A 17,934-nucleotide genomic window follows, 5' to 3' on the forward strand; every position below is an offset into this window, starting at 1 on the left:
ATGATACCGATCGACATAGGAAAGGCCCGTATTGAAAAGGTCATTGAGATCGCCAGTATGGATCTGGCGGGGGACTGGCTCTTTCCCAATATTCAAGCTAAGGATATTGACGCTGAGATTGATTGGCTGGACCCTAGCTGCATCGACAAGGTCAGCCGAAAGCTCAAGCTGAGTTTTCATTCTTTCCTGATTCGTACGCCAAGCCGCAATATTCTTATCGACACATGCAACGGTAACCATAAAGAACGCCCTTCAATGCCTGCATGGCATCGTTTGAACACACGCTATCTGGACAATCTTGGACGCTTAGGTCTGCGGCCCGAAGACATAGACTTGGTCTTGTGTACACATTTGCATGCAGACCACGTCGGTTGGAATACCAGGCTTGACAATGGTCGTTGGGTACCGACTTTCCCGCGTGCTCGTTATCTGATGGGTCGGCAGGAGTTCGATTATTACCACCGCCTCAACCTTGATAATCCGACCGCGCCGATCAATCGTGGCTCCTTTGTCGATAGTGTGTTGCCGATAGTCGAAGCAGGCCGGGCTATTTTCGTGGATGCTGGTGATCAGGTCATGACCGAGTTAGGAACCGATGTGTATGTAGAAAGTGCGCCTGGCCATACTCCCGGAAACTTGCTTGTACATATTTGCCACGGCCATGAGCACGCCATTATGTCGGGAGATGTCATCCATCATCCGATCCAGTGCGCACGCCCTCATTTGTCTAATGCCGCTGATTTTAATGAAGCAGCCGCACTGCGTTCCCGACTGAATCTGCTTGAGAGTTGTGCCGATAACTCGAAGATATTGTTGACCGGCCACTTTGCAGGCCCAACAGCGGGTCACGTCGTCTCACATGGCTCTGCATTTCAGTTCAAGTTTCTCACTGCAGACTCCCCGGTTGCATAGCCATCGGTAGGATGGTGTGACTTTTATACAGTTCTGCACTTATTCGAATAATCTGGCTTGCAGTTTAGAGAGGCCTTCCATGATTGAAACCTATCCTGATGCCTGCTCCATTTACAAAGCCGCCTGTCACTGTGGCACGGTCCGTTTTAACGTGCGGCTTTGTGACGGTTTGAGATCCGCGCGTCGCTGCAATTGCTCTTATTGTCGTATGCGTGGGGCGGTAGCTGTGTCGGCGAATCTGGCTGATATTCAGGTCGAGCAAGGCCAGGATGCGCTGACGCTTTATCAATTCAACGCAGGGCAGGCCAGGCATTACTTCTGTTCGCACTGCGGAATCTATACTTTCCATCAACGCCGCTCCAATCCCGAACAATATGGTGTCAATGTGGCGTGCATCGAGGCGATGAGCCCCTTCGACTTTAAGGAGATACCTGTTTACGAAGGTCGCACTCATCCCAAGGATAGAGCAGATGGTGCTTCTGTGATTGCGGGCTGGTTGCGTTATGAAGTTAATTCCGAGGACCGGAAACCAACACCCCCCTTGTAAGAAAAGGGGGGTGTTGGTTTCAGGCGGGCTGCTCCAGGATCTCCTGCAAGCGGCTTAGCAGTTTTTCACTGGCATTGTGCATATGTCGCTCACAGATGGTCAGTGCTTTGGCTTCGTCGCCCGACGCAATGGCCGCAGCCAGCTCCTCGTGTTCGTCCCAGATGGACAGGCGTTGTTCTGCCGATTGCAGTACAGCACCCATGACACGCCGTAGGTGTACCCAATGAACCTGCGCGCTTTCAGCGATCATGGGGTTGCCCGATGCTTCGTAAATTGCTTTGTGAAAGGCCTCGTCGGCTTCGATCATGGCGCGTACGTCGTGGCCGCGAGCCACTTTGCGGCCCAGACGGATCAGGTCCGGATCCAGCACGGCGCCTTGACGTGCCGCCAGCTTGGTTGCCAATGCTTCCAAGGCACCCCGCACTTGGTACAGATGCCCGATATGTTCCAGACTCAGCGGAGCCACCATAACGCCTCGCCCTTCAGCGTCTTGTAGCAGTCCATCTTTTTTCAGCAACTGGATGGCCTGCAAGACGGGTGAGCGTGACACCTTGAGCTGCTCAGCAATGTCTTCCTGAGTGATGCGTGAGCCGGGGGCCAGGGAGCCGTCGCTGATGGCATCGAGCAGGATGCGATAGACCTCGTCAACATAGTGTGGACGGGCCTGCAACTTACCGGAAAGCTTGGCATGCATGGGGTCTGGAACTCCGCTACAAACAAAAAACAAGTTAAGGCCGCAGCCTGGCTGCGGCCCTGGATTGACATCAGGGTGTGGTCCGCATGGAGTGCAAGAGCGCGGCCATGGGATCCTGGTCTGATGTCGCTTGTACTTCGAACGGGTTGCTTAGCGGATCGTCTGCCTGTATCGCTCCTGGGTTGAGCATGGGGGCGGGACGGTTCAGCTGGAGCAGGATTTCGTCTTCGCTCAGGCTGACTGTCTTGTGCAAGCCTCCCGTTACCAGTTGCGGATAGGCGATGACGATGCCTACCACCAGCAATTGTAGTACGACGAAGTAGGCTGAGCCCTTCCAGATTTGCTGGGTACGAACCCTTGGAATAGTTTGCCGGCTAACGGAATCGATATAGTCGGATCGGGGTGCCACGCTGCGCAAATACAACAGGGCAAAACCGAATGGGGGGGTCAGAAAGGAGGTTTGCAGGACCAGGGCGATGACAATCCCGAACCAGATCAGATCAATGCCCAGACTGTTGGCGACAGGCGTCAACAGCGGGACCACAATAAAGGCAATCTCGAAGAAGTCCAGAAACATGCCCAGCACAAAGATGATGGCACTGACGGCAATGACAAAACCCAGTTCGCCACCGGGAATGGCATCAAACAGATGCTCTACCCATACGTGGCCGTCTGCTGCGCTGAACGTGAAGCTAAAGACGGTCGAGCCGATCAGGATGAACATCACAAAAATAGCCAGCTTGGCGGTGTTTTCCAGGGCCTGGCTAAGCAAGGCCCCGTTAAGGCGTTTGCGTATCAAGGCCAGTATCAACGCGCCAATTGCACCCATGGCCCCGCCCTCTGTTGGGGTGGCAATTCCCAGGAAGATGGTGCCCAGCACCAGAAAGATCAGGACGACGGGGGGGATCAGGGCGAATACAAAGCGTTCGGCCAGTTGCGAGAGTAGTCCCCAGCCGGTAACCCGATTCACCGTCGCAAACAGCAGCGCGCTCATGGAGGCGACAAGCAGAGCGGTGATGGCAACTTGATCAGTGGGGGCCTGAGCCGGCTGGGAAAAGACCTGGGCCATGACTTCGTTGTGCAGGCCCGCCCAGGTAAAGCCGATGAAGGCACAAAGCAGGACCAGCATGCCCAGCGACCGTCGTCCGCTTGCGCCAGTGGCTGTGACCTGACTTCTGGCCTGTTCTGGTAAGGCTGGCATCCAGGAAGGACGGATCAAGGCCAGGACGATGATGAAAGTAATATAGATCACCAAAAGCAGGAGGCCAGGTCCGAGTGCGGCTGCGTACATGTCCCCAACGGATCGGCCCAATTGATCAGCCATCACAATCAAGACCAACGAGGGCGGCAGTATCTGTACCAGTGCGCCTGAAGCGGTGATGATGCCCGTGGCCATTTCTGGTTTGTAGCCGTAGCGCAGCATGACGGGCAAGGAAATCAGGCCCATGGAGATCACGACAGCCGATGTGACACCGGTGGAGGCAGCCAGCAAGGCCCCGACCAGGACAACCGAGACGGCCAGACCACCGCGCACCGCCCCGAAGAGCTGACCCATGGTCTCGAGCAGGTCTTCAGCCATGCCCGAACGTTCCAGAATGATGCCCATCAACGTAAAAAAGGGAATGGCCAGCATGGTCTCGTTTTGCATGATCCCGAAGATACGTAAAGGCAGGACCTGAAACAGATTGGTGGGGAACAATTCCAGGGCGATGCCCAAGACTCCGAAGGCCAGACCTGTTGCGGCCAGGCCGAATGCGACGGGAAAGCCGGTTAGCAAGAGCACGACCAGGCTCAGGAACATGATGGGGACGAAGTAGTCCGTAATAAAGGAGGTGATCATCGTGAGCCCTCCTGGGCGGTCGATAGCGCTTGGGCAGGCACATGGATAGGCGTGTCCTGGGAGCCCTCTTCGGCAATGCTATCGGGCTCTTTGCCTGTCAGGAACAGGAGTCGTTTGACCAGCTCGGCCAGGCCCTGAAGCAAGAGCAGGCTAAAGCCGGCAGGAATCAGCAGATAGGCAGGCCAGCGCACCAACCCTCCGGCGTTGCCGGACATTTCCCCCGAATGCCAGGCGGTGGTGAAAAATCCCCAGCTCAGGTTGATGACAAACAGACAGAACGGGATCAGGACGACAGCGATCCCGACGATATCGACCAGGTTGCGTCCACGCGCGCCCAGGCGGGTGGAGATGAAGTCGATCCGAACATGGCTGTTGTGCAGAAATGCGTACCCTCCTCCCAAGAGAAAGACAGCCGCATACAGGTACCACTGAGCTTCCAGCATGCCGTTGGAGCTCAGGTCAAAGGCCTTGCGGGTGATGGCGTTGCTGGCGCTCAGAATGGTGGTGGCCAGCAATAGCCATTTGATGATGAATCCGATACAGCGGTTCAGGTGGTCTATTCCCCCCACCATGGTTTTCAATGCAGTCATTGTTGTCTCCGCGAATATTGTTGTGTTCGTCGTTGTGCTGCCGGGGAGTGTGTGATGGCGGCCGTGTGCCAGCCGCTCTGTAGCAGGTGCTGTGGTGACTCCTTGGGCCACGAGCGGGCCCGACGTAAATGGGGTGTGCCCTGGCGGGAGCCAGGACCCGGAGATGGGCTTACAGGTCCAGAACCAGGACGCCCGAGCGTGCGCGTGAAACGCAGGCGGTCAGGCAATGGCTTTGCTCGTCGGCACTGAGGATGTAGTCCTGGTGGTCAACATCCCCTTGCAGGTAGTTGACGCGGCAGGTGCCGCACAGGCCCGATACACAGGAGGTGGCAATTGGCACACCGGCTTGTGTCAAGGCATCGCTTAGGGTTTGATCGGATGCAACCTCAATGCACTGGCCGGTACTGGCAATTTGTGCCATGAAGGCACCGGGAGGCAGGGTATGGGCACTGGGGGCGGGTTCAGGTGCCTTGAAGTGTTCGCAATGCACGGAACCGGCAGGCCAGTGCGAGCTGGCCTGGGCACAGGCCTGCATAAAGCCGGCTGGACCGCAGTAATACACGTGGGTGCCTTCAACTGCATTGGCTAGCAAGTTCTGCAGATTCAGACCTTGTGCGGGGTTGCCCTTGTCCAGGTGCAGATGCAGGCGGCCTTGCTCTTGCCACTGAGTCAGTTCGGAACCAAAGGCGGCCGTGTCGTGGCTGCGAGTGCAGTAGTGCAATTCAAAGGGCTGGCCTTGTGACTCCAGAAAGTGGGCCATCGCCTTGATGGGCGTGATACCGATACCCCCGGCCAACAGAATGGAGTGGCGTGCGTTCGAGTCCAGTCGAAAGTGATTGCGGGGCGTGCTGACGGTCACCTGCTGCTGGACCTGCAAGGTGTCGTGCAAGCTGCGTGAACCGCCTCGTCCGTTGGCATCGCGCAGGACTGCAATAACGTAGCGATGACGCTCATGGGGCGAGTTGCACAGGGAGTATTGGCGGATCAGGCCGGGCTGAATATGTACGTCTATATGGGCACCGGCCTCGAAGGCGGGCAACTCGCCACCCTGAGGACAACTGAGTTCATAAGAATTGATGCCTTGCGCTTCGTAGCGGATTTGCCGGATCCGCAGTGACAACAGCCCGTCCGGATTGGTAGCCGCCTGGACGGGAGTGGCGGGTTCTGCAATGGCGTTCATGGCGCTCTCCGTATGGGGCACCCGCCCCGTTGGAGCGGGTGCCGCAGGCGATCAGGACTCAGCAGCAACAGCGCTGAGCGATTGTTGAAGTTCCTGCATGCTTTGTTTGACGAAAGCCTCGCGTTCCGAGCCTTTCAGATTGTCGGCCGAGGTCAGGATGCGCACGATTTCGCGGGTGGCATGACGACGGCGTGCGACTTCCTGGGCGAGATCGTCGGACTCGGGGATGGCCAGAACATTGCCCGAGCAATAACTGTTGGGGGCGCCACCACAATCTTTCAGCCACTGGGCAAAGCCTTCAGGGGTCGCCGCAGGGTTGGAGCCACGCAAGGCATCGCGCAACATCTTGCGAAACATGTACAGCCCAGCGTCGAACTTGGTCGGGTTCTCCAGGGCATGGACGGCAATCGGGCGTTGGCTGATGATGGCCTCGTAATCGCCGGGTGCCTGCTGGCATTCCTTGTAGTTGTGACGGGCACGGTGGTCGGACGGGATGGGTGGCAGATCGTCCAGCTTGTATTGTCCAAAGCGTTCGGGACGGCGCATGGCAACCTGCCCTTCCAGAAAGTCGATGGTCTCGTAGCCCACCATATCCTTGTTACCCACTGCGCGTGTATCAATGCCAGGGCCCATGACGCGCCAGCCAATCATCTTGCTGTTCTGGTCGTCAACGGGAACGGTCCAGCGCACGATGTGAAAGCGGCTGAAAAACTTTTGCTGGGCACCGTCCTCAGAAGTGTAGGCATGCAGGCTCAGATTAGGCAGGACCTGGTGCTGAACACGGATAAACAGATTGTCCTTGCTGGCACGACGGGCACCCGCGCAGGCCAGGCTGCGGCCATTGTGTACAGGGATGAACTGCATGTCGGGGGCCACTTCCATGGAGGCCGCGCCTACTTCGTCAAAGGTGGTGCCCTGGTAGTTGCCGCCCACCACGTTCTTGGCGGCGTGCAAGGCGGTGGGGTGGAAGTTGTCGGCGGCATTGTCTTGCACTTGCAGCCAGTTGCAGTGCTGGAAGTTGCTGAACGCCACCAGCTCATCACCGGGCATGACGGTGAAGTTTTCCTCCCATTCGGGGAAAGGAGGTTCGGCATCGGGCGGGCCCATGTAGGCAAAAATCAGGCCATGGCGCTCGAAGGCCTTGTAAGCTCCCTGGCGGATGGAGCAGGCGTATTTTTCGCCCTCGGCCTCTTCGCCTTTGGGGTAAGGGACATGCAGACAGGTTCCGTCTACGTCGAACACCATGCCGTGATAGCAGCACATAATGCCCTTTTCCTGGATGGCACCGTACTCCAGGGAGGCGCCACGGTGGGCGCAATGGGCGTGCAGCAGGCCGATCTGACCGCTTTTGTCGCGGAAGGCGACCAGCTCTTCACCCATGATTTTCAGAAAACGCGGGGTATCGGTCAGTTCCGCTGCCATGCACACGGGATGCCAGAAGCGGCGCATGTACTCGCCCATGGGCGTGCCAGGGCCGACTTCGGTCAACTCAGGGTCGTGATCAGGAATGCGGTTGGTGTAATAGCCGCCGTAGGGAATCAGTTTCTTTTCGGTCATGTCGTCCTCGTGTACAGATCAATGGTGGAAAGGGTCAGGCTACGTTTCGGTCGACCAGCGCCTGGGCGCTGATCCAGGGCATCATGGCGCGCAGTTGCTCGCCGACGATTTCAAGACGGTGGCGCTGGTTCAGACGTCGATGGGCATTCAAAGAGGGTTGGCTGGCACGGCTTTCCAGGATGAAATTCTTGGCATAGGTGCCGTCCTGGATGTCGCGCAGCAAGGCTTTCATGGCCTGGCGTGTGTCTTCGGTCACGATGCGCGGACCGGCCTGGTATTCGCCAAACTCGGCATTGTTGGAGATGCTGTAGTTCAGGTTGGCGATGCCACCCTCGTACAGCAGATCCACAATCAGCTTGAGTTCATGCAGGCATTCGAAATAGGCCATTTCTTCGGCATAGCCCGCCTCGACCAAGGTTTCAAAGCCACACTTGACCAGATCCACCATGCCGCCACAGAGCACGGCCTGCTCGCCAAACAAATCCGTTTCGGTTTCTTCACGAAAATCGGTTTCGATGACGCCAGAGCGCCCGCCGCCATTGGCAATGGCGTAGGACAAGGCCAAATCACGAGCCTGGCCGGAACGGTCGGCATGAATGGCGATCAGGTGGGGAACCCCGCCGCCTTGCACATAGGTGGAGCGCACCGTGTGGCCGGGTGCCTTGGGGGCGACCATGATGATGTCCAGGTCGTCGCGGGGTTGGATCTGGCCGTAATGGATGTTGAAACCGTGGGCAAAGCCCAGCGCAGCACCGGTGCGAATATGAGGGGCGACGTCCTGCTCATAGACGCGGGCAATATCCTCGTCAGGCAGCAACATCATCACGATGTCGGCTTGTTGAACGGCAGACGGGATATCGGCCACAGCCAGACCGGCAGTGGTGGCCTTTTGACGTGATGCACTGTTGGGGCGCAAGCCCACGACCACTTTCACGCCAGAATCGCGCAGATTCAATGCATGTGCATGACCTTGGGAGCCGTAGCCGATGATGGCAACCCGGCGTTGCTGCACCAGGGCCAGATCGCCGTCCTTGTCATAAAACACCTTCATACTGCCTCCTTTTGATGAATTCTGTGTTCTGTATACAGAGTTCAGTATTGTGGGGCAATATTCGAGGTGTCAAGGAAAAATTGGCAGGTCGGGGGAAATCCCTAGGGCAGCAATATTGCTTAGCGCATCGGGGTCAGGCTGGCCTCGCGCAGCAGCCATTCACGCAAGTGTTCCACGCGTTTGAGCGTGTCACGGTGATTGCGGTAGTAGAGAAAATGCATCTCGCGTTGCAGGCTGCGACCATTGGGGGCGGGCAAGATAATCAGTTCCCGATTATCCAGTTCGCGTTCGGCAAAACGCGGTGTTTCCAGGCAGACGCCCAACCGGTCCACCGCGGCAGCGACTGCCATGGCACCGCGATCAAAGGACAGGCGTGGGCCGGGTGAGGCGGCCAGGCCATTGCTGCCAAACCAGTCGGCCCAGCTAACCGGGCTGACGGTGGAATCGATCAAGGGCAAATGCAGGTACCAGGGCTGGTGCAACGCCAGATCGGCATAGAGTTTGGGCGAGCATAAAGGCAACAAGGGTTCAGGATGCAGTGACTCCACCACCAACCGGGGATCGTGGCTGGGGGCGTGTCCGTAGCTGATCACGCAGTCAATGTCGGTGGACTGGTGCAGATCGGGCGGTGTGGCGTCCGTGCGCAGATGGATGGCCAAACCAGGATGCTCCCGCATGAAGGCATGCAGACGTGGCCCCAGCCATTTCACCGCCAGGCTAGGGGCGCAATGCACGGTCAAGGCGGGCGTGTCCCCGTTCTCGTCCTGTGTGTCCTCGCAAAGCCGGGCCAGTTTGTCCAGCAAGGGGGTCAATTCCCGATAGAACTCCTGGCCCTGGCTGTTCAGGCTGACACGCCGATTATGTCGCACGAACAGGCTGCGCCCCAGATGAGTTTCCAGGCTCTTGACCTGATGGCTGATCGCGGAAGGAGTCAGGTGCAGCTCATCGGCGGCCAGGCTGAAATTTTCTAGCCGGGCAGCGGATTCAAAGGCTCGTAGCCAGGCGAAATTAGGGATGGCTCGCATGAAGGTGCCTTAAAAAGGTGAATATTTTTAATCAATAGCTGAAAAAGCTTCGTTTGTCATTCATGGTTTTCGACCTCTACCATGGTTGTACGTTTCACCCGTACGTTGCGCTCGATGGGCTGGCGTGCGGGCAACGCAACACCTTGCCGAACCCGAAGGAGACCTTTCCATGAACGCTAAACCCGATATCAATGAAATTTTGGCCATGACGGGCCGAAAGTCGATTTATCAGCCCGAGCAGCAGGGCCTGATCTACCCGGAAGAACCCCAGTTTGATTCTTTTGAAGAGGCACGCACGCATTTGAAGCAGCGCCTGGTGGCTGCCTGCCGTGCCTTCGCCCTGCATGGTCTGGACTATGGTTTTGCAGGCCATCTGACCATCCGTGACCCCGAGCACCCCAGCTTGTACTGGACCAATCCGATGGCCGTGCACTTTGCTGACGTGAAGGTTTCGAACCTGATCCTGGCTGACCATGAAGGCAAGGTTGTGGAAGGAGACTACGCCCTGAACCGTGCTGGTTTTGTGCTCCATGCCGCTGTGCATGAGGCTCATCCTGACATTGTGGCGATGTGTCATGCGCATACCGTCTACGGCACCGCTTTTGCCTCGCTGGGCCAGGAAATCCTGCCCATTACGCAGGATGCCGCCGCCTTTTTTGAAGACCATGTCGTCATTCGTGAAGAAGCGGGTCAGGTTGCCGTGGAAACCAAAGCCGGCCACAAAGTGGCTAATGCTTTTGAGGGCGTCAAAGCGGCCATTCACCAGAACCATGGCTTGCTGACCGCCAGCCGTCACAGCATTGAAGCGGCCGCGTTCTGGTTTATTGCGTTGGAGCGTTGCTGCCAGCAGCAATTGATGATTGCCGCAACGGGCATCACACCCACATTGGTGACCCCCGAACGCGCTCGCTACAGTCGCGAGCACGTAGGGAGCGAATACATTGGTTGGCTGCATTTTCAGCCTATCTGGGAAAACCTGTTGCGCACCCAACCCGATATGTTTGATTGACCCGTCCCGCAGGCAGCTTGATCCGTTGGGGGCAAGCTGCTGGCTTTGCATAAATAAAACGAGGAGACACAAGCGTGGAACGACGAGCAATGCTGAAACTGACCGGCCTGGCCGGCATTGTGGCCAGTGGCATGGCCCCTGCGGTGGTCAAGGCACAAGAGAATTTGCGCTGGCGACTGGCATCAAGCTTTCCCAAGCACCTGGATACGATTTATGGCGGCGGGGAAGTCTTTGCGCAGAAAGTGCGTGAGCTAAGCGATGGCAAGTTCAATATCTCCGTGCATGCGGGCGGGGAGTTGATGCCGGCCATGGGTGTGGTCGATGCGCTGGAACAAAACTCGGTGGAAGCGGCCCACACGGCGCCCTACTATTTCTTTGGCAAGAATGAAGCGTTTGCCTTGAGCTGTGCCATTCCCTTTGGCATGAACTCTCGCCAACTGACGGCCTGGATGTACCACGGCAATGGCTTGAAGCTGACGCGCGACTTTTATGCCAACTACAACATCGTCAACTTCCCCTGTGGCAACAGCGGTGTGCAGATGGGGGGCTGGTTTCGCAAGCAGATCAATACTCCGGAGGATATCCGGGGCCTGAAGATTCGCATTGGGGGTTTGCCGGGCAAAGTTATCGAGAAGCTGGGTGGCATTCCACAAAATATCGCTGGTGGTGAGGTATACCAGGCTCTGGAAAAAGGCGTCATTGATGCCGCTGAGTGGGTGGGACCTTATGACGATCTGCGTCTGGGCTTTCACAAGGTGGCGCCCTATTACTACTATCCAGGCTGGTGGGAAGGTTCAGTAGGACTGGATCTACTGATCAACAAGAAAGCGTATGACGGTTTGTCGCAGCACTACAAAGATATTGTCTCGGCAGCCAGCACGTATGCGCATCTGGATATGCAGGCGAAATACGATGCCCGTAATCCGGGAGCCTTGAAGGAGCTGGTTGGTATGGGAGCCAAAGTGCTGCCGTTTTCTAAAGAAGTGTTGGATGTTTCATTTAAGGCTAGTCAGGAACTGTATGCGGAGTTGAACGAAAGCAATCCGCAATGGCGCACCATCTATGCCGATTATCGTGCTTTTCAAAAAGATGAATTGCTTTGGTTTCGCTTTGCTGAGGCAAGGTTTGACCAGTACATGCAGTCCGTGTCTCTATAAATGACAGGCAGCAGTAGTAGGACTGACGGCCGCTTTCTGTGATGGAAAGCGGTTTTTTTGTCCGCCGTAGCCGTCCCAAGGCTTGGTGACCCCGGCAAAAAACGCCCCTGTTGGGGTTTTTTTTTGTCCGCTGGCAGGCGGTGTGGATGCGGAAGATTGCTTGGGTAGTTAGGTAAGCCATTACTTTTTTATATGAATGTATAACATAAAGTCCGCACAATTAAAAAGACATATTTTGTCGGTATTTTCCCTAGAATTTAGGCGTAAACTCCCATGAATACTGGTTTTAAGATCATTATCTAACCATGTTCACATAGACAAGAATGGCCGCACTATCATGTTGCTCGAGTTAAATAATAATTATGTCCGGTCAATTAATAGAGATAAACCCATGAAAAACAGGATTTGGGGTGTACTGGCAGCAGCAGGGATGGTGGCCGCGCTGGGCGCCCAGGCTGAAACGCTCAAGCTGGGTGTAGTGGGCGGTATGACAGGTCCAGGAGCGTCCTGGGGTCTAGCCATTGATGGTGGCGTGAAAATCGCCGTGGATGAAATCAATCAGGCCGGTGGTCTGGACGTGGGCGACAAGAAATACAAGGTCCAAGTGCTGACCTACGATGACCATTACAAAGCAGCCGATGCGGTCACGGCGACCCACCGCCTGATCGATCAGGACGAGGTGAAGTACATCATCGGGCCGATTGGCTCGGCCTCGGTCATGGCCATGAAGCCTCTTACCGAACGCAACAAGATCATCATGCTGTCCAACAGCTACTCGACCGAAGTGCTGGATGCCAATACACAGTACATGTTTCGCGTTTTGCCCACCCAGTATGAATACAACCGCCAGTTGATTGGCTGGTTGAAACAGGAACGCCCGGAACTCAAGCGTCTGGCGATCTTGTCGCCCAACGATGCGACCGGCTGGAGCACACAAAAGATCCAGACCGCTGCCTATAAGGACGCCGGTTATGACGTGGCCGAGGCCAAGTTCTTCGAGCGTTCGCAAAACGACTTTCGCACCTTGCTCACCAGCATGGTGGCCAAGAATGTGGACTTTATCGAGCTCGATACGGTGCCACCTGGCCCGGCCGGTATTGTGATCCGTCAGGCACGTGAAATGGGGTTCAAGGGCCAGTTCACCAAGTTTGGTGGCAATAACGTGGCCGAAACCGTGAAGTCTGCCGGTGCGAACAATGCGGAAGGGACTTTGGTGTATTTGTCTGCCGATCCGTCCAGCGAGCCCTATCAGAAGTTGAGCCAGGCGTACGCCAAGATCCACAGCAACAGTATGGATGACTTCGTTTTCTACTTTTACGATGCCACCCGCCTGCTGTTCAAGGCCATTAACGAGGCCGGCACGGTGGACGATACCGATGCCGTACGTGCCCGCATTCAAGCGCATAGCAGCTTTGATGGCATTCAAGGCGAGATTGTTTGGGGTGGAAAGGATGTTTATGGCGTGAATCACCAGATTGCGACCCCGGCCTACCTGGGTGTGATCGAAGGTGGCAAGGCCAAGGTCATCAGCAAGTTCGACGTCCCCTAGTGCCCGGTTTTGCTTCAGTACGCACTGCGCCACCGGGGTGGAGTGCACTTTACTATGGTTAGCAATTATGCAGATCGCAATCCAAATCGCCATCATCGCCCTGATGTCCACGTTTGTGTATGCCCTGGTTGCCCTGGGTTTCACTCTGGTGTTTGGCATATTGCGGGTGGTGAACTTCGCCCACGGCGAGTTCTACATGCTGGGCGCCTACGCCATGTATGTGTTTTATGGTCAGTTTGGTTGGTCCTACCTGTCCTCTATCGCGGCAGCGGCCGTATTGGTGGGGCTCCTGGGTTTGCTGGCCGAGCGTGGCCTGTTCCGGCGATTTGTGGGTGACGAGATGGGCGGCATGATCATGTCCCTGGCCTTGGCCATTACCTTGCAGGTCGGGATCTCGTTGCTGTTCTCGGTGGATGATCAGTCGGTCCCTCGCCCGGTGGAAGGCGCCTTGCAAATTGGGCAAGCCTTTTTCGCCGAGGATCAATTGCTGATCGTAGGCATGAGTATTTTGGCGCTGGCGGGCTTTTACTTCCTGATCGAGCGCACCCGTATTGGCATGACGATACGGGCGGTGGCGCAGGACCGGGAAGTGGCCCGTCTGCAAGGTGTCAGCTCCTGGAAGGTCATGGCTTTTACCTTTGCCTTGAGCTCTGGCCTGGCCGGTTTGTCGGGCGCCTTGATGGCACCGGTCTACACCGTGCATCCGTATATGGGCGAAGCCGTGGTGGTGAAGGCGTTCATCATTGTGGTTCTGGGGGGGCTGGGCAGCTTGCCCGGTGCGGTGGTTGCCGCCTTCATTCTGAGTGTTACCGAGGCGGTGGCGTCCACCTTCTATAACGCGACAGTGGCCACCATGCTGTCCTTTCTGGTTGTGATGGCCGTGTTGTTGGTCAAACCCCGTGGTTTGATGGGGAGGTCGTCATGAGCGCGATCAAAACTGCTTCTTTTTATCCGCGCGATGGCGCTGTGCAATGGGCCTGGCATGTCGTGGTGGTAGTGGTGTTGCTGGGTTGGCCGTTATGGGCGGGACAGCCGCGTTTTGCTCTGCATCTGGCCATCATGGTGTCGCTGTACGCCTGCCTGGCCATGAGTATGAATCTGGTCTTGCGCATCGGTCAGCTTTCGCTGGCGCATGGCGCTTTGTTTGGGCTGGGGGCCTATGCCTCGGCCATTCTCAGTCGAGATTATGGCTGGTCTTTTCCAGCCGCGTTTTTGGGCGCCGGAGTACTGACGGCAGCGTTAGCTGTGATCACCGGCCCTGTTTTTATGCGTATCAAGGGTGTGCATTTTGCGCTCTTGACCTTCGCGCTGGGCGAAGCCGTGGTGCTGTGCTTTGTCGAGTTCCACGAACTGTTTGGTGGCAATAACGGCTTTGGGCAGATTCCGTCCTTGCATGACAGCTTGCCGATTCCTGAGGGGCGTTACGGTATCTATCTGGTGACGGTCAGCTTTGCCTTGGTGGTGTATTTCGTGCTGCGAGCCTTGTATCGCCGCGAATGGGGTATGGTGGCGGACTCTTTGCATCAGAACGAGCAACTGGTGCGCTCCGGTGGTTTGAATGTGCTGCGTTTTCGGGTCAGCGTGTTTGTCCTTAGCGCCCTGATTGCCGGCTGGACGGGCAGTCTGTACGCCCATTACAAAGGGTATATCTCGCCTGATGCCTTTGGCTTTTGGACCGCCGTGGACGTTGTCATCATGAATGTGCTCGGTGGTGTGGGTGCCCTGGCCGGTGCCGTGGTGGGAGCCGCGATTTTGATCCCCCTGCCCGAGCTGTTGCGCGACTTGCTGCAGTACCAGCGTCTGATCTACGGGCTGACCTTGGTTCTGTTGCTCTTGTTCATGCCGCAAGGCCTGGCTGGTGTGTGGCGCAAGAGGCGCGGCGCGCGCAAGGAGGTGACATGAGCGTGCAATTGAGTGTCCATGGCCTTAGCCGACATTTTGGTGGCATCCGTGCGGTGGATGAGGTGTCCTTTAGCACGGTCCCCGGCCAGATTACCGGCGTGATTGGCCCCAACGGTGCGGGTAAAACCACGCTGTTCAATCTGATTGCCGGTGCCACCAAGCCTAGCGCGGGGGGTGTCACCATGGACGGCGTCGCCATTACGGGTCACCCGGTGGAGTCTTTGGCGCGCCAGGGTCTGGTACATACGTTTCAGATGACGCATGTATTTGCGGGTCACACGGTATTTGAAAACTTGTATCGCGTCGCACTGTTTCGTCAGTTTCCTTCGCCCTGGTCGCTGTTCACCCCGTGGAGTGTGCGCCGTGGCCGCCAAGAAGCGGCGCGGCAGGCAGAGCAAGCCCTGGCCTTGATTGGCCTGGAGTCTGTCGCCGATGAGCAGGCCGATTCGCTGGCGTATGGTTTGCAGAAGATGTTGGGTGTGGGCATGGCCCTGACGGCCATGCCCCGCCTGCTTTTAATGGATGAGCCCGCTGCGGGTCTGAACCCGGTGGAAACGGTGGCGATGGCCGATCTGATTGAACGTATCCACGCCAGCGGCATTGATGTGATGGTGGTCGAGCACGATATGGGTCTGGTGATGCGTTTGTGCCAAAAATTGGTGGTATTGGTTAATGGCCGTTTGCTGGCCGAAGGCCCGACCGCACAAATGCGTCAGGATCCACGGGTGATTGAAGCTTATCTGGGCGCGGACCTGGACAGGGAGCCAAGGCTGAGACCGCCTGTGGGCTCCTCCAGTGCCCAGAGTGGAGCGAGACTTTCGGCTTCGGTAGCGGCTGCCAGCCAGGATGTTGTGGCGACCACGGCCAGCCAGCCTGCCCCCATGCTGGAGCTCAAGGAGTTGGTTGTGTCCTATGGCGCGGTGCGTGCTTTGGACAAGGTCAGTTTTACAGTGGAAGAAGCCAGTGTGTGCGTCGTGATCGGGGCCAATGGCGCCGGTAAATCGACCTTGATGAAAGCCATCAGTGGTTTGGTGCCGGTTGCCGCAGGAGAAATCCTGCTGGAAGGCCGGCCTATCCAGAACATGAGTGCCGAACGTCGTGTGAATTTGGGTATCGCCCTCTCGCCGGAAGGTCGTCGCTTGTTCCCGGAGCTGACGGTGCGCGAGAACCTTTTGATGGGGGCGTATCTGCGCCGCGATCAAGTCGAGGTGACGGTGGACCTGGAGCGTATTTACGGCTACTTTCCCCGCCTGCTGGAGCGCGAGAAAAGCCAGGCTCGTCACCTGTCCGGTGGTGAGCAGCAAATGTGCGCGATTGGCCGTGCGCTGATGTCCCAGCCTCGCCTGCTCTTGCTGGATGAACCCTCCCTGGGACTGGCCCCGGCAGTCATTTTGGAAGTAATCCGTGCGATTCGCCAGATCAGTCAGGACGGCACCACGATTGTGCTGGTGGAGCAAAACGCTCGCTTGGCACTGAAGTTGTCCAACCATGCTGTTGTACTGGAAACCGGGCGCTTGAGTCTGGCGGGCGATAGCAAAGACATTTTGAACAACCCGCAGATTGCGGCGGCCTATCTGGGCCGGGCCGCATAGTCATCGCATCATGCCTAATATTTACCAGGTTGCCATGTTTAATGCCCAGCGCCACCCCGGCAAGGTGGCGGTCTCGGACGGGCGTCAGGCTTTGCCTTTTGGTCAGCTCTGCGTCCGTGCGCAGGAAGTCGTGACGGACGCCCGGTGTTGCATTCCGGCGGTGGCCTTTGCGGATATCTGTGCCGTTGGCGATTCTCGCCTGCAACAGAGCTTGCAAGACATTCACTGTCCGGTGGTGATTGTGGACGGTAGCGAGGACTGGTTCGTGCCGCCAGAGTTCGCCAGAGAGGTCGAGCGTGTGCTGCAGAAAGGCAAAGTTCCGGTGGAATATATAGAATGGCCGAGCATTGGGCATTTTTCCCAAAGTGAATGTTCCGAGCCGTTCACCCGTGACACCCTGGCTGCGATGCGCCGCCAGTCTCTTTAAGCTGAAAACCGTATGGCAAACACCGAATCCCAGTCCAGCGCCAAGCCCACCCTGTATCAGAACATGAGCGATCGCTTGTTGGAGCTGATCCGTTCGGGCCATTATCCCATCGGTTCCAAGCTGCCCACCGAGATGGAGCTTTGCCAGATGTACGGGGTCGGTCGGCACACGGCCCGTGAAGCCATACGCAAACTGACCGATCTGGGTTTGATCGAGCGGCGCCGCCGTGCCGGTACCACCGTGATTCGCCAGCATCCCAAGCCGCAGTTTGGCCTGGCACTGGACACTACGGACCAGTTGCAGCGCTATCTGGAGTTTACCGATCTACACGTGTATAAAAAGGCGGTCTGTGTAGACACGCAGCCGCCCGAAACCGAGCTGGATGGCGATCCGACTGACTGGGTGAAAGTGGAGACCTACCGCAGTGTGCCGGGCAGCAAGCGTGGCATTTCCTGGACCGATATTTATTTGCGTAAAGAGTACCAAGTGGTAGCTGACCAGATAGCTACTCAGCCTGGCGGTGTATATCCGCTGTTGGAGGAGCGCTGTGGTGACGTAGTGGAGACCATTGATATGGAGATTTCCGCCTCGCGTTTTCCACCGCATGTCGCACGCTTTCTGGGGTACGAGGATGTCGATCCGGCTTTGCTGATTATCCGTACTTTCCGCAATCAGGCGGGCAAGATCATGGAAGTGTCGGTCAGCTTTTACCCCCCTTATGAATTTCGCTACGTCACGCGCCTGTCGCGCAGTGATGGGAGCCACCGCTCACTGAGCTGATTTTTCCGATCCTTTGGGCAGACATTCATGAAACGCAATGATGGCCGCAGCGTGACGGTCACGGTGACGGGCGACCATGCGTTGAGTCAGAGCCTCAGGTGCCCCTTCCATCGTTGTGGAGA

General features: G+C 57.0%; 17 protein-coding genes. 10 read left to right on the forward strand and 7 right to left on the reverse strand.

Going from position 1 to position 17,934, the window contains the following annotated elements:
- Both OKX01_RS00065 and OKX01_RS00070 read left to right on the forward strand, forming a co-directional pair.
- Positions 1-912, forward strand: coding sequence for an MBL fold metallo-hydrolase (locus tag OKX01_RS00065; RefSeq protein ID WP_249460671.1), 912 nt, complete (start codon positions 1-3; stop codon positions 910-912).
- A 79-nt stretch (positions 913-991) separates the two neighbouring features.
- Entirely contained in the window at positions 992-1,459 is a 468-nt protein-coding gene (locus OKX01_RS00070) for a GFA family protein (protein ID WP_108726998.1), read from the forward strand.
- 19 nt (positions 1,460-1,478) lie between these two features.
- Here OKX01_RS00070 and OKX01_RS00075 read toward each other — a convergent pair whose 3' ends face one another.
- The 7 genes from OKX01_RS00075 to OKX01_RS00105 form a co-directional block, all read right to left on the reverse strand.
- Positions 1,479-2,153 (reverse strand): GntR family transcriptional regulator, encoded by a 675-nt coding sequence (locus OKX01_RS00075; RefSeq protein ID WP_094195127.1) that lies wholly within the window; start codon positions 2,151-2,153, stop codon positions 1,479-1,481.
- A 70-nt stretch (positions 2,154-2,223) separates the two neighbouring features.
- Positions 2,224-3,993: a TRAP transporter large permease gene (locus OKX01_RS00080; RefSeq protein WP_264672253.1), complete on the reverse strand. Its 1,770-nt coding sequence runs from the start codon at positions 3,991-3,993 to the stop codon at positions 2,224-2,226.
- Positions 3,990-4,583: a TRAP transporter small permease subunit gene (locus OKX01_RS00085; RefSeq protein WP_108727000.1), complete on the reverse strand. Its 594-nt coding sequence runs from the start codon at positions 4,581-4,583 to the stop codon at positions 3,990-3,992. The genes OKX01_RS00080 and OKX01_RS00085 overlap by 4 nt, the downstream gene beginning before the upstream one ends.
- A gap of 169 nt (positions 4,584-4,752) precedes the next feature.
- The gene (locus OKX01_RS00090) at positions 4,753-5,763 is read right to left on the reverse strand and encodes a PDR/VanB family oxidoreductase (protein ID WP_094195130.1); all 1,011 of its coding nucleotides are present in this window, start codon (positions 5,761-5,763) and stop codon (positions 4,753-4,755) included.
- 51 nt (positions 5,764-5,814) lie between these two features.
- Positions 5,815-7,320, reverse strand: a complete 1,506-nt coding sequence (locus OKX01_RS00095) for a Rieske 2Fe-2S domain-containing protein (RefSeq protein WP_230019541.1) — start codon at positions 7,318-7,320, stop codon at positions 5,815-5,817.
- 34 nt (positions 7,321-7,354) lie between these two features.
- On the reverse strand, positions 7,355-8,371 hold the full coding sequence (ilvC, locus tag OKX01_RS00100) for a ketol-acid reductoisomerase (RefSeq protein ID WP_264672254.1): 1,017 nt from the start codon (positions 8,369-8,371) through the stop codon (positions 7,355-7,357).
- Positions 8,372-8,490: 119 nt separating this feature from the next.
- On the reverse strand, positions 8,491-9,396 hold the full coding sequence (locus OKX01_RS00105) for a LysR substrate-binding domain-containing protein (protein ID WP_108727002.1): 906 nt from the start codon (positions 9,394-9,396) through the stop codon (positions 8,491-8,493).
- 169 nt (positions 9,397-9,565) lie between these two features.
- Between OKX01_RS00105 and OKX01_RS00110 the strand changes: the two genes are divergently transcribed.
- The 8 genes from OKX01_RS00110 to OKX01_RS00145 all read left to right on the forward strand — a co-directional run bounded on the left by OKX01_RS00110 (position 9,566) and on the right by OKX01_RS00145 (position 17,812).
- Complete coding sequence (locus OKX01_RS00110; protein WP_108727003.1) at positions 9,566-10,405, forward strand: class II aldolase/adducin family protein; 840 nt, start codon at positions 9,566-9,568, stop codon at positions 10,403-10,405.
- A gap of 74 nt (positions 10,406-10,479) precedes the next feature.
- Positions 10,480-11,562 carry a TRAP transporter substrate-binding protein gene (locus OKX01_RS00115; protein WP_203226728.1) on the forward strand — a complete coding sequence of 361 codons (1,083 nt, stop codon included), beginning with the start codon at positions 10,480-10,482 and terminating at the stop codon, positions 11,560-11,562.
- Between the two features lie 391 nt (positions 11,563-11,953).
- Entirely contained in the window at positions 11,954-13,111 is a 1,158-nt protein-coding gene (locus OKX01_RS00120; RefSeq protein ID WP_264672255.1) for an ABC transporter substrate-binding protein, read from the forward strand.
- Between the two features lie 67 nt (positions 13,112-13,178).
- Positions 13,179-14,036: a branched-chain amino acid ABC transporter permease gene (locus OKX01_RS00125; RefSeq protein WP_264672256.1), complete on the forward strand. Its 858-nt coding sequence runs from the start codon at positions 13,179-13,181 to the stop codon at positions 14,034-14,036.
- Positions 14,033-15,013: a branched-chain amino acid ABC transporter permease gene (locus tag OKX01_RS00130; RefSeq protein WP_108727007.1), complete on the forward strand. Its 981-nt coding sequence runs from the start codon at positions 14,033-14,035 to the stop codon at positions 15,011-15,013. The genes OKX01_RS00125 and OKX01_RS00130 overlap by 4 nt, the downstream gene beginning before the upstream one ends.
- Positions 15,010-16,605: an ATP-binding cassette domain-containing protein gene (locus OKX01_RS00135; protein ID WP_249460684.1), complete on the forward strand. Its 1,596-nt coding sequence runs from the start codon at positions 15,010-15,012 to the stop codon at positions 16,603-16,605. The genes OKX01_RS00130 and OKX01_RS00135 overlap by 4 nt, the downstream gene beginning before the upstream one ends.
- Before the next feature lie 10 nt (positions 16,606-16,615).
- Positions 16,616-17,032, forward strand: coding sequence for an alpha/beta fold hydrolase (locus OKX01_RS00140; RefSeq protein ID WP_264672257.1), 417 nt, complete (start codon positions 16,616-16,618; stop codon positions 17,030-17,032).
- A 12-nt stretch (positions 17,033-17,044) separates the two neighbouring features.
- Entirely contained in the window at positions 17,045-17,812 is a 768-nt protein-coding gene (locus OKX01_RS00145; RefSeq protein WP_230019536.1) for a GntR family transcriptional regulator, read from the forward strand.
- The last annotated feature ends 122 nt before the right edge of the window (positions 17,813-17,934 follow it).

It is taken from the genome of Alcaligenes sp. SMD-FA, from assembly GCF_025960365.1.
GTDB lineage: Bacteria > Pseudomonadota > Gammaproteobacteria > Burkholderiales > Burkholderiaceae_B > Alcaligenes > Alcaligenes aquatilis.

What these genes read in the sequence shown, in the direction of transcription:
- OKX01_RS00065 (WP_249460671.1), top strand. Translation starts at nt 1, where the DNA reads ATGATACCGATCGACATAGGAAAGGCCCGTATTGAAAAGGTCATTGAG.
- OKX01_RS00070 (WP_108726998.1), top strand. Translation starts at nt 992, where the DNA reads ATGATTGAAACCTATCCTGATGCCTGCTCCATTTACAAAGCCGCCTGT.
- OKX01_RS00075 (WP_094195127.1), bottom strand. Translation starts at nt 2,153, where the DNA reads ATGCATGCCAAGCTTTCCGGTAAGTTGCAGGCCCGTCCACACTATGTT.
- OKX01_RS00080 (WP_264672253.1), bottom strand. Translation starts at nt 3,993, where the DNA reads ATGATCACCTCCTTTATTACGGACTACTTCGTCCCCATCATGTTCCTG.
- OKX01_RS00085 (WP_108727000.1), bottom strand. Translation starts at nt 4,583, where the DNA reads ATGACTGCATTGAAAACCATGGTGGGGGGAATAGACCACCTGAACCGC.
- OKX01_RS00090 (WP_094195130.1), bottom strand. Translation starts at nt 5,763, where the DNA reads ATGAACGCCATTGCAGAACCCGCCACTCCCGTCCAGGCGGCTACCAAT.
- OKX01_RS00095 (WP_230019541.1), bottom strand. Translation starts at nt 7,320, where the DNA reads ATGACCGAAAAGAAACTGATTCCCTACGGCGGCTATTACACCAACCGC.
- ilvC (WP_264672254.1), bottom strand. Translation starts at nt 8,371, where the DNA reads ATGAAGGTGTTTTATGACAAGGACGGCGATCTGGCCCTGGTGCAGCAA.
- OKX01_RS00105 (WP_108727002.1), bottom strand. Translation starts at nt 9,396, where the DNA reads ATGCGAGCCATCCCTAATTTCGCCTGGCTACGAGCCTTTGAATCCGCT.
- OKX01_RS00110 (WP_108727003.1), top strand. Translation starts at nt 9,566, where the DNA reads ATGAACGCTAAACCCGATATCAATGAAATTTTGGCCATGACGGGCCGA.
- OKX01_RS00120 (WP_264672255.1), top strand. Translation starts at nt 11,954, where the DNA reads ATGAAAAACAGGATTTGGGGTGTACTGGCAGCAGCAGGGATGGTGGCC.
- OKX01_RS00125 (WP_264672256.1), top strand. Translation starts at nt 13,179, where the DNA reads ATGCAGATCGCAATCCAAATCGCCATCATCGCCCTGATGTCCACGTTT.
- OKX01_RS00130 (WP_108727007.1), top strand. Translation starts at nt 14,033, where the DNA reads ATGAGCGCGATCAAAACTGCTTCTTTTTATCCGCGCGATGGCGCTGTG.
- OKX01_RS00135 (WP_249460684.1), top strand. Translation starts at nt 15,010, where the DNA reads ATGAGCGTGCAATTGAGTGTCCATGGCCTTAGCCGACATTTTGGTGGC.
- OKX01_RS00140 (WP_264672257.1), top strand. Translation starts at nt 16,616, where the DNA reads ATGCCTAATATTTACCAGGTTGCCATGTTTAATGCCCAGCGCCACCCC.
- OKX01_RS00145 (WP_230019536.1), top strand. Translation starts at nt 17,045, where the DNA reads ATGGCAAACACCGAATCCCAGTCCAGCGCCAAGCCCACCCTGTATCAG.